At 66.7% G+C, this 16,123-nt stretch carries 16 protein-coding genes; 13 read left to right on the top strand and 3 right to left on the bottom strand.

Annotation, left to right across the window (positions count from 1 at the left end):
* Positions 1-31 precede the first annotated feature (31 nt).
* A complete protein-coding gene (locus NWF22_RS06270; protein ID WP_160900121.1) occupies positions 32-1,237 on the bottom strand; it encodes an acyl-CoA dehydrogenase family protein in 1,206 nt (401 codons plus the stop codon).
* Positions 1,238-1,364: 127 nt separating this feature from the next.
* Between NWF22_RS06270 and NWF22_RS06265 the strand changes: the two genes are divergently transcribed.
* The 13 genes from NWF22_RS06265 (at position 1,365) to NWF22_RS06205 (ending at position 13,808) form a co-directional block, all read left to right on the top strand.
* On the top strand, positions 1,365-1,553 hold the full coding sequence (locus NWF22_RS06265) for a ferredoxin (RefSeq protein ID WP_160900122.1): 189 nt from the start codon (positions 1,365-1,367) through the stop codon (positions 1,551-1,553).
* 95 nt (positions 1,554-1,648) lie between these two features.
* Positions 1,649-2,539: a 3-oxoacyl-ACP reductase gene (locus NWF22_RS06260; protein WP_160900123.1), complete on the top strand. Its 891-nt coding sequence runs from the start codon at positions 1,649-1,651 to the stop codon at positions 2,537-2,539.
* A 115-nt stretch (positions 2,540-2,654) separates the two neighbouring features.
* Positions 2,655-3,395 carry an MlaE family ABC transporter permease gene (locus NWF22_RS06255; RefSeq protein ID WP_202398248.1) on the top strand — a complete coding sequence of 247 codons (741 nt, stop codon included), beginning with the start codon at positions 2,655-2,657 and terminating at the stop codon, positions 3,393-3,395.
* A 3-nt stretch (positions 3,396-3,398) separates the two neighbouring features.
* Positions 3,399-4,250 (top strand): MlaE family ABC transporter permease, encoded by an 852-nt coding sequence (locus NWF22_RS06250; protein ID WP_160900125.1) that lies wholly within the window; start codon positions 3,399-3,401, stop codon positions 4,248-4,250.
* 15 nt (positions 4,251-4,265) lie between these two features.
* Complete coding sequence (locus NWF22_RS06245; RefSeq protein ID WP_160900126.1) at positions 4,266-5,444, top strand: MCE family protein; 1,179 nt, start codon at positions 4,266-4,268, stop codon at positions 5,442-5,444.
* Positions 5,437-6,495 carry an MCE family protein gene (locus tag NWF22_RS06240; protein ID WP_160900127.1) on the top strand — a complete coding sequence of 353 codons (1,059 nt, stop codon included), beginning with the start codon at positions 5,437-5,439 and terminating at the stop codon, positions 6,493-6,495. The genes NWF22_RS06245 and NWF22_RS06240 overlap by 8 nt, the downstream gene beginning before the upstream one ends.
* Positions 6,492-7,718 carry an MCE family protein gene (locus NWF22_RS06235; RefSeq protein ID WP_160900128.1) on the top strand — a complete coding sequence of 409 codons (1,227 nt, stop codon included), beginning with the start codon at positions 6,492-6,494 and terminating at the stop codon, positions 7,716-7,718. The genes NWF22_RS06240 and NWF22_RS06235 overlap by 4 nt, the downstream gene beginning before the upstream one ends.
* A gap of 4 nt (positions 7,719-7,722) precedes the next feature.
* Positions 7,723-8,976 carry an MCE family protein gene (locus tag NWF22_RS06230; RefSeq protein ID WP_160900129.1) on the top strand — a complete coding sequence of 418 codons (1,254 nt, stop codon included), beginning with the start codon at positions 7,723-7,725 and terminating at the stop codon, positions 8,974-8,976.
* Entirely contained in the window at positions 8,973-10,250 is a 1,278-nt protein-coding gene (locus NWF22_RS06225) for an MlaD family protein (protein ID WP_160900130.1), read from the top strand. The genes NWF22_RS06230 and NWF22_RS06225 overlap by 4 nt, the downstream gene beginning before the upstream one ends.
* Positions 10,250-11,674: an MCE family protein gene (locus tag NWF22_RS06220; RefSeq protein ID WP_160900131.1), complete on the top strand. Its 1,425-nt coding sequence runs from the start codon at positions 10,250-10,252 to the stop codon at positions 11,672-11,674. Before NWF22_RS06225 ends, NWF22_RS06220 begins: the two co-directional genes overlap by 1 nt.
* Positions 11,638-12,525, top strand: coding sequence for an Rv1363c family protein (locus NWF22_RS06215; protein WP_160900132.1), 888 nt, complete (start codon positions 11,638-11,640; stop codon positions 12,523-12,525). Before NWF22_RS06220 ends, NWF22_RS06215 begins: the two co-directional genes overlap by 37 nt.
* The gene (locus tag NWF22_RS06210) at positions 12,525-13,121 is read left to right on the top strand and encodes a hypothetical protein (RefSeq protein WP_202398142.1); all 597 of its coding nucleotides are present in this window, start codon (positions 12,525-12,527) and stop codon (positions 13,119-13,121) included. The genes NWF22_RS06215 and NWF22_RS06210 overlap by 1 nt, the downstream gene beginning before the upstream one ends.
* Before the next feature lie 66 nt (positions 13,122-13,187).
* Positions 13,188-13,808 carry a hypothetical protein gene (locus NWF22_RS06205; RefSeq protein WP_258321342.1) on the top strand — a complete coding sequence of 207 codons (621 nt, stop codon included), beginning with the start codon at positions 13,188-13,190 and terminating at the stop codon, positions 13,806-13,808.
* A gap of 65 nt (positions 13,809-13,873) precedes the next feature.
* On the opposite strand, the gene NWF22_RS06200 is transcribed toward NWF22_RS06205, so the two are convergent.
* Positions 13,874-15,376 carry an aldehyde dehydrogenase gene (locus NWF22_RS06200; RefSeq protein WP_160900135.1) on the bottom strand — a complete coding sequence of 501 codons (1,503 nt, stop codon included), beginning with the start codon at positions 15,374-15,376 and terminating at the stop codon, positions 13,874-13,876.
* A gap of 91 nt (positions 15,377-15,467) precedes the next feature.
* Positions 15,468-16,121, bottom strand: a complete 654-nt coding sequence (locus tag NWF22_RS06195) for an LON peptidase substrate-binding domain-containing protein (RefSeq protein ID WP_309249734.1) — start codon at positions 16,119-16,121, stop codon at positions 15,468-15,470.
* Between the last annotated feature and the right edge of the window lie 2 nt (positions 16,122-16,123).

Here is a 16,123-nt window from a genome sequence, read left to right as displayed (position 1 = left end):
GGTGGGTGGCTTTCTTGTGGGGTGGATCGGGTCAGCGCCGGGCGGCGGGGAGGCCGAGGGCGAGCATGCCGATGATGTCGCGCTGGATCTCGTTGGTGCCGCCGCCGAAGGTGAGGATCAGCGAGGTGCGGTGGAACCGTTCGAGGCGACCGTTGAGATGGGCGCCGGCCGAACCCTGGCGCAGGGTGGCTGCCGGGCCGACCACCTCCATCAGCAGCCGGTAGGCCTCGGTGGCGAACTCGGTGCCGAACACCTTGGTGGCCGAGGCGTCGGCCGGGCTCGGCGATCCCCCGGAGCTCGCGATCGACGCGATCTTCCAGTTGATGAGCTTCAGGAACTCCACCTTGGCGTGCACCCGGGCCAGGTTGGCCTGCACCCACGGCGCGTCGATGACGCGCTGACCGTCGCCGGTCTTGGTGTGCTGGGCCCACTCGATGGTCTCGCGCAACGCGGTCTGGATCGGGGCGGCGCTGCACAGCGCGACCCGCTCGTGGTTGAGCTGATTGGTCACCAGCGGCCAGCCGCCGCCCTCCTCGCCGACGCGTGCGCTGACCGGCACCCGGACATCGGAGTAGTAGGTGGCGCTGGTGTCGACCCCGGCCATCGTGTGCACCGGCGTGTAGCTGAACCCCTCGGCGTCGGTGGGCACGATGATCATCGAGATGCCGCGGTGTTTCTTCCCGCCGGGCTCCAGCGTGGACGGATCGGTGCGGCAGGCCAGCCAGATGTAGTCGGCGTAGGGGACCAGGCTGGTCCACATCTTCTGGCCGTTGATGACGTAGTCGTCACCATCGCGGATGGCGGTGGTGCGCAGGGCGGCGAGGTCGGTGCCGGCGCCGGGTTCGGAGTAGCCGATGGAGAAGTGCAGTCGACCGGCGGCGATCTTGGGTAGGAAGAACGCCTTCTGTTCCTCGGTGCCGTAGTGCATGATCGTCGGCGCCACCGAGTTGATGGTCAGGAATGGCACCGGTGCGCCGGCGATCGCGGCCTCGTCGGTGAAGATCAGTTGATCCATCATCGAGCGGTTCTGCCCGCCGTACTCGGTGGGCCAGCCGAGCGCGAGCCAGCCGTCGGCGCCCATCTGCGCGACCACGTCCCGGTAGGCGTCGCCTTCGCCGAGTTCTCCGCCCTCGCCGCCACTCAGCGCGGCGCGGCGTTCGTCGGTCATCAATCCGGCAAAATAGGACCGGAGTTCCCGGCGGAGGTCGGCCTGATGATCGGTGTAGGCGATACGCATCGGGATCTCCGTGTCATAGTGGACAGCCGTGTGGTGGCGGGCGCATGCTCGCCAACTTCTGAAACACGTTCTAACCTGTAGATCACAGCCCGTCAACCAGACAATCCGTCGGGAGAAGGAGTTCGGTATGCGAATCAAGGCAGATTTCGACCTCTGCGAGTCCAACGCTGTGTGCGTGGGTATGGCACCCGACGTCTTCGACCTCGACGACAACGACTACCTGGTGATTCTCAAAGAAGAGGTCACTGCCGAGCGCGAGGAGGAGATGCGTCAGGTGGTGGCCAGCTGCCCGAAATCCGCGCTGTCGCTCGAGTGAGTCCCACGGAGCAATTCTGACCAACCGGTTCCGGTGGCCCCGCGTTCGTGCTAGAACAGGTTCTAGTTTTTGAAACCTTGGGAAAGGGTGAAGGCGTGGGCCGGTCGTTGGACGGACGTGTGGCGGTGGTGACGGGCGCCGGTGGCGGACTCGGGCGTGCGGAGGCCATCGGCCTCGCCGCCGAGGGGGCGACGGTGATCGTCAACGATCTCGCCACGTCTCTGGAGGCCAGTGATGTGCTCGACGTGATCGGCTCCGCCGGCGGCCGCGCGATCCCGGTGGCCGGCGACATCGCCGAGTCGGCGACAGCGACCGAGATCGTGCGCACCGCCACCGACGACCTCGGTGGTCTCGACATCGTGATGAGCAATGCGGGGATCACCCGCGACAAGATGCTATTCAACATGACCGACGACGAGTGGGACCTCGTCATCCGCGTCCACCTGCGCGGGCACTTCCTGCTCAACCGCAACGCCGCGAGCCACTGGCGCGCGGCAGCCAAGGCCGCCGGCGAACCCGTCTACGGACGCCTGATCAACACCGCCTCAGAAGCGGGGTTGCTCGGCCCCGGCGGCCAGGCCAACTATGCCGCCGCCAAATCCGGGATCATCGCGTTGACCGTCTCCGCCTCGCGGGCACTGGCCCGCTACGGCGTCACGGCCAACGCCATCTGTCCTCGTGCGCGCACGTCGATGACGTCGGACGTCTTCGGTGATGCGCCGACCGACGGGGTGGACCCGCTCGGTCCCGACCACGTCGTCACGTTGGTCAAATATCTCGCCGGCGCGGACGCCGGCAACGTCAGCGGGCAGGTGTTCGTCGTCTACGGCGGCAAGGTGATGTTGATGGCGGCGCCGACGGTCGAGGAGACCTTCAGCGCGGTCGGCGACGCATGGGAGGACGCGGACCTGACCAAGACGCTGACCAGCTATTTTGCCGGGCGCGACGCATCGCGGTCGTTCTCGGCGAGTGAACTGGTCGACTGACCAAATATCACGCGCGGTGCGTGATAGGTTCGCGGTGTTCGGCGGGGCGGGCACTTACGGCGGGTAGCTACCCGGGGGGTTAGGAGTGTTGGTGTTCGAGAAGCTCGCGACGCCCATGGCAGGCGTTGGAGACTTCGTCGCGCTGGGGGTGGAATCCTCGCGAGAACTGCTCCGTCGTCCGTTCCAGTGGCGTGAGACGGTCGAGCAGTCCTGGGCCATCGCGCGTGTCTCGATGATGCCGACGTTGCTGGTGGCGATCCCGTTCACCGTGCTCGTCAGCTTCACCCTGAACATCCTGTTACGCGAGATCGGTGCCCAGGACCTGTCCGGGGCAGGTGCGGCGCTGGGCACCATCACGCAGATCGGGCCCATCGTCACCGTGCTCATCGTCGCCGGTGCCGGTGCCACGGCGATCTGCGCCGACCTCGGCGCCCGCACCATTCGCGAAGAGATCGACGCGATGAAGGTGCTCGGCATCAACCCGATCCATCGGCTCGTCGTCCCCCGCATCATCGCCTCCACCGGGGTCGCGATCCTGCTGAACAGCCTCGTGTGCACCATCGGCATCGGCGGCGGATTCATGTTCTCGGTGTTCCTGCAGGACGTGAACCCCGGCGCGTTCATCGCGAACCTCACGCTGCTCACCGGGTTCGGCGAACTGATGATCTCGATGGTCAAGGCCGCGTTGTTCGGTCTGTTCGCCGGGATGGTCGGCTGCTATCAGGGCCTCAACGTCAAAGGTGGCGCCAAAGGCGTCGGCGACGCGGTCAACGAGACCGTCGTCTACTCGTTCATGGCGCTGTTCGTGGTGAACGTGGTGGTCACCGCGGTCGGTCTCAAGGCGACGGCGGGCTGAGCGATGGTCCTTCCGTTCACCACCCGCCTGCGCAGCGCCCGGGTCGCGGTCAAACGCGCCGGCGAGGACTGGGACCAGATCGGCGATCAGGCGCTGTTCTACTGGGACAGCATCATCGCCATCCCGCGCGCCCTGCGGCAGTACAAGAAGGAGACGCTGCGGCTGATCGCCGAGATCTCCATGGGCACCGGCGCGCTGGCGATGATCGGCGGCACCGTGGTGGTGGTCGGCTTTCTCACGCTGTTCACCGGCGGCACCATCGCGGTGCAGGGCTACAGCTCGCTGGCCAACATCGGCGTCGAGGCGCTGACCGGCTTCTTCTCCGCGTTCATCAACGTCCGCATCGCGGTGCCGGTGATCGCCGGTATCGCGCTGGCCGCCACCATCGGCGCCGGCGCGACCGCCCAGCTCGGCGCGATGCGGGTCAGTGAGGAGATCGACGCGCTGGAGACGATGGCGATCGCGTCCATCCCGTTCCTGGTCAGTACCCGGATCGTCGCCGGTCTGATCGCGATCATCCCGCTCTATTCGCTGGCGTCGTTGGCGTCCTTCCTGGCCAGCCGGTTCGCGACGGTCATCCTGTACGGGCAGTCACCGGGTGTCTACGACCACTACTTCAACACCTTCCTGATCCCGTCGGACATCCTCTGGTCGTTCGTGCAGGCGATCTGCATGGCGGTCGCGGTGATGCTGATCCACACCTACTACGGCTACAACGCCTCCGGGGGGCCGGTCGGTGTCGGTGTGGCCGTCGGCAACGCGGTGCGCGCCTCGCTGGTCGTGGTCGTGGTGATCACCCTGCTGACCTCTCTCGCCATCTACGGCGTCGACGGCAAGTTCAATCTGGCGGGATAGGGCTGGCGCACAGACATGGCACGACGACAAGAGCGGAGCAGGGCCGTCCGGCGCACCGCCGCGGTCATCATGGTCGGCGGACTCGTCGCGATCATCGCGGCCGCATCGGGCCAGTTCCTCGGCTGGTTCGCCTCCACACAGACGGTGACGGTGCAGGCGCCACGCGCCGGCCTGGTGATGAGTCCCGACGCGAAGGTACGGCTACGGGGTGTGCCCGTCGGTCGGGTCGAGTCCATCGACACCGGTGACGACGAGGCCGTGCTGACCTTGAGTATCGACTCCGATCAGATGTCGAACATCCCCGGAAACGTCGGCGCCGACATCAAGTCGAACACGATCTTCGGCGCCAAGGCCGTCAACCTGGTGGTGCCGGAGTCGGGCCCGAGCGGACAGCTACAGCCCGACCAGACCATCACCGCCGATCACGTCGTGGTGGAGCTCAACACCGTGTACCAGCAGCTGGTGAACGTGCTCGCCGAGTTGCAGCCGGAGAAGCTCAACTCCGTGGTCGGTGCCGTCAACACCGCGTTGGCCGGCCAGGGCGAGCAGGTCGGGGCCGCCCTCGAGCAACTGTCGAACCTGCTGGCCAAGACCAACGACCACCTGCCCGAACTCGACGAACTGATCCGGCAGGCCGCGACCACCACCAACGTGTACGCCGACGCGGCGCCCGACCTGATGCGCACCGTGGACAACTTCACCTATCTCGGCAACACACTGGTCGCCGAGTCCGCCAATCTCGATGCGCTGCTGATCAACGCGACCGGGATGGCCGACACCATCAACGGCGAACTCGCGCCGTCGAAGCAGACGCTGATCTCCGCGCTGACCAACCTGGACCCGGTGTCGCAGCTACTGGGCTATCAGGCCCCGGGCATCGAGTGCTTCCTCACCACGTCGGCGGTCTCGGCCGACCTGGCCAAACCCTATTTCGGCGGCAAGAACGGCAACCTGCTGCTCTACGCCGGCCTGCTGCCCGGCAAGGAGCCCTACACCTACCCGGAGAGCCTGCCCCGCGTGGCTGCCGCGGGTCCGCCGACATGTGCGGGCGGGCTGAGTGATCCGACCACCAAGGTCCACTCCGACTTCTATGTGACCGACAACGCGCCGGTGCCGTATCAGCCGCGTACCAAGCCGAAAGCCAACCGCGAGAAACTGTTCCAACTTCTGTTCGGGGAGCCGGGACGTGGATAACCGTGCACGCGCATTTCGCGCGACCGTCATCAAACTCGGCGCCTTCGCCGTCGTCATGGTGCTGGTCTTCGTCGGCCTCGTGGTGGTGTTCAGCAACTATCGCTCGGGTGCCTCCGACGACTACCGTGCCGTGTTCACCAGCGCGTCGGCGATGAAGTCCGGCAGCAAGGTCAAGATCGCCGGCGTGGAGGTCGGCCAGGTGTCCGGGGTGTCGCTGACCCGCGACAACGAGGCCGAGGTGGAGTTCTCGGTGGACCGCGAGTATCGGCTGCCGTCCTCGGTGCGGGCGTTGATCCGGTACGAGAACCTCACCGGCGACCGATATCTGGAGCTCGAACAGGGCACCGGGGCCGCCGGTGAGTACCTGTCGCCCGGCGATCGGATCCCGGTGGAACAGACCGAGCCCGCACTCGACCTCGACAAACTCCTCGGCGGCTTCAAACCGCTGTTCCGCACCTTGGATCCCGATGAGGTCAACGAGCTCTCGGCGTCGATCGTCGCCGTCTTCCAGGGGCAGGGGCCGGCACTGAACAAGCTGCTCGCCGACACCGCGTCGTTCACCAGCGCGCTGGCCGACCGCGACCAGCTCATCGACCAGGTGATCGGCAACCTCAACACCACCCTCGGTACCCTCGACGGCGACCGCACCGGCCTCGACAGCAGCATCGACCAGCTGCAACAGCTGGCCTCGGGCCTCGCCGCCCAGCGTGGGGTCATCGGGAATTCGCTGACCCAGACGTCGAAGGTGACCAACGGTCTGGCCGATCTGTTGCAGACCACCCGACCCGACCTGCAGCAGATGGTGGCGAACACCGGCAGCACGTCGCAGGAACTGCTCAACGCCGAACCGTACCTGCGGTCGCTGATCCCGCGGCTGCCCAACGACTACAAGATGCTGTCCAACCTGGGCTCATACGGCGCCTGGTTGCAGATCTACTTCTGCCGAATCCGGTTGTTGCTCACCGGTCCCGGCGGCAAACAGTACTTCTTCACCTCGAACGACGTGATGGGTGACACGACCAAGGCAGGCGGGAGGTGCGCGGCGCAATGACCGGACCGTTCGGCAGGCTCTTCAGCAGCCAGCGCAGCGAGTCGACCGAAGCCGAGGTCTCCCGCGAGGCCAAACGCGGCGGACGCAGCCGCGCCGGCATCGGCATCATCGGCGTGGTGGTGACCACGCTCGTGGTGGTGGTCGCGATGCAGATGGACAACCTGCCGTATCTTCGCCCGATCAGCTCGTACACAGCCTATTTCGACGACGCCGGTGGCCTGGTCACCGGTGACATCGTGACCGTCGCGGGGGTCAACGTGGGCACCGTGCAGAACATCGAACTCGCACCGACCGACGACGGAACCAAGGCGGCGGTGACCTTTCGGTTGAACGACACCGTGGTGCTGGGCACCGAGACACAGGCCGCCATCAAGACCGAGACCGTGCTCGGCCGCCGGAACCTGACGATCCTGCCGTACGGCACCGGCCGGATCGAGCCGGGCGGACAGATCCCGAATCGCAACACCGTCGCGCCCTATTCGCTCACCGATGTCCTCGACGACGCCACCACCACGCTGTCGGAGACCGACACCGACGAACTGAACGAAGCGTTGACCACGTTGTCGGCGGCCTTCGCCAAGACCCCCGACCAGGTGCAGGATGCGGTCGACGGAGTGGGTCGGCTGTCTGCGGCGATCGCCGACCGCGACAACACGCTGCGCGAACTGCTCGCCAAGGCCAACGGCGTCACCAAGATCCTGGCCGACCGCAACCAGCAGATCAACTCGCTTCTCGTCGATGCGAATTCGCTGCTCGGCGAGCTACAGATGCGACGTGCGGCGATCGCCGAACTGATCACCGGTACGCGCGACGTGGCCGCCCAGGTCAGTGGCTTCATCGCCGACAACAATGCACAGCTCGCGCCGACGCTGGAGAAGCTCGACGGTGTACTCGACATCCTGAACGACAACGAGCAGAGCCTGCGCGAGACCATCGACCGACTCGGACCGTATGCGAATGCGCTCGGCGAGGCCGTCTCGAACGGTCCCAACTTCGACTCGCTGGTCGGTGTCTCCACCTTCGGCGACTACACCGCGACCTTCCTCGAGGTGCTGCGGCAGAAGTATCCGGAGGCGGCGAAGGCCTTCAGTTACAGCGGTTTCCCGCTGCTGCCCAATGCGTGGAGCGAGGCGCCACCCGCCGGCAGTCGGCCGGAGTCGCCGAAGCCCCCGCCCGCGACGTATCCGACACCGCCGCCGACCAGCTCGAGATCAGGAGGGTAGTGCGATGACCAAACGTGTGATGCAGGTCGTCGCGGGTGTCGTGCTGATCTCGCTCGTGGCCGTCGCCGCCTACCTGGGATTCACCAAGGCGACGACGAAGACGGTGACCGCCTACTTCCCGTCGGCCACCGGACTCTACGACGGCGACCCGGTGCGGGTCCTCGGTGTCGACGTGGGGTCGGTCACCTCCATCACGCCCCGCGAAGGTGATGTGCGGGTGCAGATGTCGATCGACCGCGACACCCCGATCCCGGCGGACGCCAAGGCCGTGGTGGTGGCCCGCAGCCTCGTCTCCGGACGCTTCATCCAGCTGACCCCGGTGTACTCGGACGGCCCGCAACTCGACGACGGCGACGCCATCCCGATGAAACGCACCGCCGTCCCGATGGAGTGGGACGACGTGAAAAAGCAGCTCGGTGACCTGACCGAGGCGGTCGGTCCGCAGGGGGCCGAGCCGGGCACCGCCGCCACCGCCATCGACGTGTTCGAACAGAACCTCAACGGCAACGGCGCGGCGATCAACCAGTCGATCACCGAATTGTCGGACGTGATGGACACTCTCGCCGCCGGACGCGGCGACCTGTTCGCCACCATCCGCAGCCTGCAGAAACTCACCGACGCGCTCTCGGACAGCCACGAACAGCTCGTGCAGTTCAACGGCCGCATCGCGTCGGTCGGTGACGTACTGGCCGACAACACCGATGCGCTCGACGGTGCGCTGCACAATCTGGATTCGGCGATGACCGACATCCAAGGTTTCATCGCGCAGAACAAGGACGCGCTGACGACGTCGGTGGCCGATCTCGCCCAGACCACCTCGATACTGGCCGACAAGGACGAACAGTTCCGCGGTCTGTTGCACTCGGCGCCCAACCAACTGGCCAACTTCTACAACATCTACAACCCGCTGACCGGTTCGTTGTCGGGCGTGTTCGGGCTGGGCATGGGCAACAACCTCATCACCCTGTTGTGCGGCACCATGGACGCCAACAACCGGCCCGGCCAGAGCCAGGCCGACGTCGAACACTGTGTGGATGTGCTCGCACCGATGTTGTCGACCATCGCGGTGGCCTATCCGCCGTTCATGACCAACCCGGTCACCGGCATCAACGCCACCCCCGACCAGATCACCTACCAGAACGCGAGCGTGAAGGCGCGCGCCCAGGCCGGCGTCCGGGCCCAGGATGCCCAGACCCGACGCGACAACGGCGGCGGCGCTCTCGGCGATCTCCTCGTCCCGTGGGGAGCCGAAGGATGACCGGGCAGATCCTGCGCCGAGTGCGGCTGCTGCTGGTGTTCGCCACGGTGATCGTCGCGGCCACCGCCTGCGGATTCTCCGGACTCAACAGCCTGCCGGTGCCCGGCGCCCAGGGCACCGGAAACGGCGCCTACCAGATCAGCGCGGTCCTCCCCAACGCCGCCGGCCTGGTCCCCAACGCGCCGGTGATGATCGACGATGTCACCGTCGGATCGGTCGGCACCATCGAGGTGCGTGACTGGAACGCCGAACTCGACATCCGTCTCGACGAGGGGGTCGAGGTCCCCCGGGGCTCACACGTGATGGTGGGGATGACCAGCGTCCTGGGCTCGAACCACCTGCAGATCGTGGAACCCGCCTCCTCCTCCGACGGCTACCTGGCACCCGGCGATCAGATCCCGCTGCCGGCGTGCCCGGCATCGCCGAACATCGCGGAGCCGACCATGACTGCCGCGGTCCCCGACGTCACCTCGGCCCAACAGGTTCCGGGCTGCTCCTACCCGACCACCGAGCAGGTGCTGAGCTCGTTGTCGGTGGTGCTCAACGGGGGTGGGCTCTCGCAGTTCGGTGACGTCGTGCACGAGATGGACGCCATCTTCGGCGGGCGGCAGGAGGCGATCGCCGAACTCATCCCGCAGTTGAACGTGCTGGTCGCCGACCTGGACCGGCAGAAGAACGACATCATCCGGGCGATGGAAGGCCTCGACCGGCTGACCGCGGCCGTCAACGAGCAGACGCCGACGGTGGAGAAGGCGCTCGCGGATGCACCGCAGATCCTGCAGTTGCTCAACGATCAGCGCCAACAGTTCGTCACCGCGCTCGACTCCCTGGGCCGGCTGTCGAAGACCACCAACGACATCCTCGACGCCAACAGCGACGACATCGAGACGATCGTGGCGAATCTGAACCCGGTGCTCGAGCAGCTCGCGGCCGCTGGACCCGCACTGCCCGGTTCGCTGAAGATCCTGCTCACCTTCCCGTTCCTGGAGGAGGCCATCCCCACCATCGTCAAGGGCGACTACGTCAACTCCGATCTGGTGCTGGATCTGACCTTCGAGAGCCTCAACAACACCATCTTCCGGTCGGTCGGCGCCGTCGGACCCGAAGGCGTCGCCGGTACGCCCGCCGGCGCCGCCAAGCGCGGACTCGATCCGTTCACGTCGCCGCTCACCCCGGGCGGCGAACGGCGACCCGACTCCGACGAACCGGTGCCCGCGCCGGCGGCGACACCGAGCGCGGCCACACCGAAACCCGGTACGGGAGGTGGCAACTGATGAAGATCACCCGGTTCGTCCGCATCCAGCTGATCATCTTCGCGATCGTCACCGTGGTCGCGATGGTGGCGATGGCCCTCTTCTACGTCCGGCTGCCGGCGATGTTCGGCATCGGCCGCTACCAGGTGGAACTCAACCTGCCGAGCACCGGTGGCCTGTATCAGAACGCCAACGTCAGCTATCGCGGCGTCAACGTGGGCAAGGTGGAGGCGGTACGGCTCACCGAGGACGGCGTACAGGCGTCGCTGTCGATCGACAGCGACACCACGATCCCTGCGTCGTCGCAGGCGTCGGTGCGCAGCGTGTCGGCGGTCGGTGAGCAGTATGTGGAGTTCACGCCCCGACCAGACGGGCCGAGCGGCAACCTCCATGACGGGTCGGTGGTCACCAGCGACGATGTGCCGGTGGAGATCTCGTCGGTCCTCGATCAGGCCAACGCACTGTTGGACAAGGTCGGCGACACCAAACTGCGGGCGCTGATGGACGAGGCGTTCACCGCGTTCAACGGCACCGCCGAGGATCTGCGGCGGCTGCTCGACTCGATGATCCTGCTCGTCGACGACGCGGACAAGAATGCCGATGTGACCATTGATCTGGTGCGGGAGGCGGGTCCGCTGTTGGCGACGCAGTCGGCGACTGCCGACGACATCCGCGCGTGGACCGCCGACGTCACCGCGGTCACCGATCAGCTGCGTGCCAACAACCCCGAGATCACCGACCTGCTGCAGCAGGGGCCCACCACGGCCTCGCAGACCGAGCAGTTGTTCGCATCGATGGATCAGACCCTGCCCCTGTTGATCTCGAATCTGGGTGTGGCATCGAAAACCTTGGCGGTGTATCTGCCCAATCTGCAGCAGATCCTCGTCATCTATCCACGACTGATCGACGCGCTGCTCACCGCACTCAATGCCGGCGACCCGAGATACGGCCCGAGCGTGATGTTCTCGCTGGGCTTCCAGGATCCGCCGCCGTGTACGGTCGGCTTCCTGCCACGCTCGGACTGGCGGTTCCCCTCGGCCCAGACCGCGCGGGAGCTCCCACCGGGCATGTTGTGCCGGGTGCCGCAGGACGCCCAGGTCGCGGTGCGCGGGGCGCGCAACTATCCGTGCGTCGAGTTCCCCGGCCGGCGTGCGCCGACGCCCGCGGAATGCCGCACCGGCTACCAGCCGGAGGCCGGGACGAACGACGCCTTCCCCAATGGGTTGCCCGGCATCCGGTTGCCCAACGAACCGGCCGGCTACACCACTCCGGGGACGCCGTCCGACCACGAGCCCGGCCCGGCCGTGTACGCCACCGGTTACGATCCGAAGACCGGAGATTTCATCGGGCCGGACGGAAAGACGTACAACGCCGGCACCGGACAGGATTCGCAAGGACAAGACAGCACATGGCAGAGCCTGATAACGAAGACCGTCGAGGGCTGACCCCGCCGGCCGGGCAGCCCAGACCGGTACGCCGGGCACCGTTGCGGCGTCCGCGCCGCCCGGATGCCCGAGACACCGACGACACCGACGACACCGACGACACCGCCGACAGCGCCGACAGCGCCGACACCGCGAGCGCAACCGACCGCGGCGATGCCGGCGCGGAGGGTGCCGACAACTCAGCGGCGGCGAGCGCGGACACCGTCGATGAGGCCGCCGACCGCCCCACCGGGAAGGTCGAGGCCGATCCGACCGAGGTCGAACAACGACTCGGTTATCGGGAACGCCGCAAGCGTCGCCCAACGGCCCCGCAGCCCACGGCACCGACCTCGACCGGAGGCGTGCGCTACCGCGGCACCCGGCGCTCACGCGGGTGGATCGTCGGTGGCGCCGTGGGCGCGGTGATCCTCGTCGCGAGCCTCGTCGCCGCCGTCGTATTCGCGCTCGGCATCGGCCGCATCACCGACGAACAGGAACTGCGCCAGGAGTATTCGACCTTCGCCCAGCAGATGGTGGTGAACCTGACATCGCTCAACGCCGACAACGTCGACGACGCGATGAAGACGTTGGAGGACAAGACCAGCGGCCGCGCCCACCAGCAGATGCAGGACTCCATGAAGCAGGCGGTGAGCCTGGTGCGGGACCAGAACCTCGACACCAAGTCCACGGTGATCTCCGACGCCGTGACCCAGGCGACCCCCGACGAGGGCACCGTCATCTTGGTATATGGATGGCAGATGAAGCCCGAGAACCCCGACGAGCAGACCATCGTGCAGACCTTCCGCTGGCGGGTCCAAATCACCCGGATCAATGATGAGTTGAAGATGACGAACTTCGAGTGGGTGACCTGATGCAGCTCACCACCCGCCGATTTCTGGTGTCGGCCGCGATCGTGGTCACCATCGCATGCGTCTGTGTCGCAGGCTTTCTCGGATATCGCTACAACGAGCTACGGCTCACCGAGCAGGCCCGCGAGTCATCGCTGGCGGCGGCCGAGGACTACGCGACGACGATGTTCGGTTACACGCCGGACAACGTCGAAGATCATGTCGCACAGTCGAAGCAGGTGCTCACCGGTGCGGCCAAACCGACCTATGAAGACCTCGTGACGAAGAACAACCTGGTGTCCGAGGTGCAGAAGCAACTCGTGGTCTCCGAAGTGACGATCCAGGACGCCGGTGTGGTGACCAACACCGCCGACACCTCACAGGTGTTGATCTTCATGAACCAGTCGGTGACCCGCGGCGGAAAAGACCTCGTCCGGGTGGACCCGAGCCGACTGACCTTCGACATGGTCTCCCACGGCGGCCGCTGGATGATCACGGGTATCGATGTGATCACCGATGATTCGTTCCGCAGCCGGATCGAGCAGACCGACACACCGCCGCCGGGTGCGGTGCCGCTGCCGGCCCCGAGCGCGCCTGCGTCGCCGACTCCGGCGGGCTGACCGTTCGTGGTGGCAGGACGAGGGAGGATCGATCCGGTGTTGGTAGGTCGAGGTGTCGCTCTGGCAGTGGCAGCACCGGTGGTCGCGGCGACGGCGAGTGTGGCGGCGGTGTTTCTCAGTGGTGCGCATCGTCGTCTGGGTGCGTCGGTCGAGGAAGTCCGGATGTCGCTGCCCGGGGACGAGTTGCTGCCGACAGCGCAGGTGCAGAACGACCGCGCGTGCACCCTCCCGGCCGCGCCTGCCGACGTGTGGCCGTGGATCGCTCAGCTGGGGCAGGACAAGGCCGGGTTCTACTCCTGGGAGGCGCTGGAGAACCTCGCCGGCTGTCAGATCGTGGGGGCAACCCGGGTTCATCCGGAATGGCAGAACATCGCCGTCGGCGACCCGTTCCGGCTACATCCCGATGTCGCATTGCGGGTGGCCCGTGTCGAACCAGGGCGGGCGCTGGTCGTCACGTCACAGGGCGGCGATGCCCTGGGCGACATGGCCATCGAGACCACGTGGGCGTTCTGCCTGTCACCGATCGACGGATCGACGGGGTCGCCGGCCACCCGCCTGCACCTGCGCGAGCGCTACTGCACCCCCAGCCGGGCCTCCCGTGCGTTGACGGAGGCGACCAGCGTGATCAGTGCGCTGATGAGCTGGCGGATGATGTCGAATCTCGCCGCGCTGGTTTCGGTGTCGTAGGCTTCGGACAGAATCGGGGCCCGTCGACAAGGCGGTCGACGGGCCCCGGTATCCCCTGTGAGAGATCAGGCTTCGGAGGTGTATCCCATCGGCATGAGGATCGACTTGTGTTCGAGGTAGGACTCGAGACCTTCGCGGCCATTCTCGCGGCCGATGCCGGAGCTCTTGTAGCCGCCGAAGGGTGATGCGGGATCGATGGCGTACCAGTTGATGCCGAGCGTGCCGGTGCGGATCTGCTTGGCGATCTCCACGCCGCGCGCCACATCCGCCGTCCAGATCGACCCGGCCAGACCGTAATCGGAGTCATTGGCGATTCTGATCGCCTCGTCGACGGTGTCGTAGGCGATGACGCTGATGACCGGGCCGAAGATCTCCTCGCGCGCGATCGTCATGTCGTTGGTGACACCGGTGAAGATCGTCGGCGTCACGTAGAAGCCGTTGTCGAGGCCGTCGGGGCGGGTGCCCTCCAGCACCGCGGTCGCGCCTTCCGCTTTGCCCTTGGCGACATAGCCTTCCACCTTGTCGCGCTGTTTGGCCGTGATGATCGGACCCAGCATGGTGCCCTCGGCCGTGGGCAGACCGGGCGTGAACGACTTCGCGGTCTCCACCATCGCCGCGACGATCTCGTCGTGCCGTGAACGCGGGACCAGCACACGGGTCTGCGCCACGCACGCCTGCCCGGCGTTGATCAGGCCGGCCGAGAACACCAGCATGTGGATGTTCGACTCGAGATCGATGTCGTCGAGGACGATGGCCGCGGACTTGCCACCGAGTTCCAGCGAACAGCGTTTCAGGTTCTCGCCGCACCGTGCCGCGATCGCGCGACCGGCCGCGGTCGACCCGGTGAAGGTGATCTTGTCGACGTCGGGATGCTCGACAAGCGCCTTTCCGGTTTCCGGGCCGCCGGGCACCACCGAGATCACGCCTTCGGGCACCCCGGCCTCGACGAAGATCTGCGCCAACAGATTCGCGTTGAGCGGAGTCTCCGGTGCCGGCTTGAGGACGATCGAACATCCGGCGGCCAGCGCCGGCCCGAACTTGTTGCACAGCAGGAACAGCGGCACATTCCAGGCGATGATCGCGCCGACCACCCCGACTGCCTCCCGGGTCACCAGGGTCTCGCCGAACAGTCCGATGCGCTTTTCTTCCCAAGGGAACTCGGTGGCAGCCGCGGCGTAACCCTGCAGGACACCGGTCGCCGGCAACTGCTGCAGTGTCGCGACATCGGTGGGCGTCGCGCCCATCTCGGCCGATACCAGATTGGTGATATCGGCACTGCGTTCGTTGATCAGATCGGCGGCGCGGTTGAGCACGGCGGCCCGTTCGGCCGGCGGCGTGGCGCTCCAGATGCCCGAGTCGAAGGCCGCGCGGGCGCGGGTGACGGCGGTGTCGACGTCGGTCTCGTCGGCGAGCGGAACCGAGCCCACCCGTTCCCCGGTGGCCGGCGAGAACACCTCGAGCGTCTCGGCCGAATGCGGATCGACCCACTGTCCACCGAGGAACAGCTGCGGCTGGTCGCCGGCGCCGACGAGGGCGGACGGCGGTCGGGACTCGACGGTCTCGGTCATAGATGTGCTCCTGGATCGGGTGTGAACTACTCCACACCCGATACTAGAACACGTTCTAACTTTGTGGCCAGGGGCGGTCGCGGCCCGCCGATCAGCGACCGAAGCGGATCATTGCGGTCAACCCCTCGACGACGTCATCGAGCACGTCGACCTGCGCGGCGACCGTGTCACGCTCGAGGAGGAGCTGCCGGTCGGCCGGGCCGATCGGCAACCGCAGCGTCCAGGCGAACAGACCGTGTTCGACGACGTCGTCCACCTCGAACTCCGGAAGACCTGCCGGGGCAGCCTCCGGACGGGTCTCGGCGACCTCGTTGACGAATGCGGTCAGCCGGTCACGCAGGTCGAGAATGCGCGGGTGGTCGGCGGTGGCGATGGCGATATCGGGCAACGGCTCGGTGATCGCCCGCGGATACGGGTCGTCGGGCAACCATTCGGTCACCCGGAACCGCCCGGCTCCGGTGCAGGTCAGGGAGGCCTGACCGTCGGCCTGGCGCAACACGTTGTCGATGCGTGCGTACGTGCCGACGTCGTGGCGGACATCGCCGCCGCCCACCTCGTGGCCGCGGGCGATGAGCACCACACCGAAGAATCCGGACCCCTCGGCCTTCTCGGCGCGGCCGAGGCAGTCCGTCAGCATCTGCCGATAGCGAGGCTCGAAGATCCTCAGCGGCAACGGTTCACCGGGGAGCAGCGCCGTGCCCAACGGAAACATCGGCGTCACCGGCGGGCCGGGCTCCGGCGTCACAG

Origin of the sequence: Gordonia mangrovi (genome assembly GCF_024734075.1) — a bacterium.
In the GTDB taxonomy this organism is placed as follows: domain Bacteria; phylum Actinomycetota; class Actinomycetes; order Mycobacteriales; family Mycobacteriaceae; genus Gordonia; species Gordonia mangrovi.
This window is presented reverse-complemented; position numbering and strand designations above follow the sequence as displayed.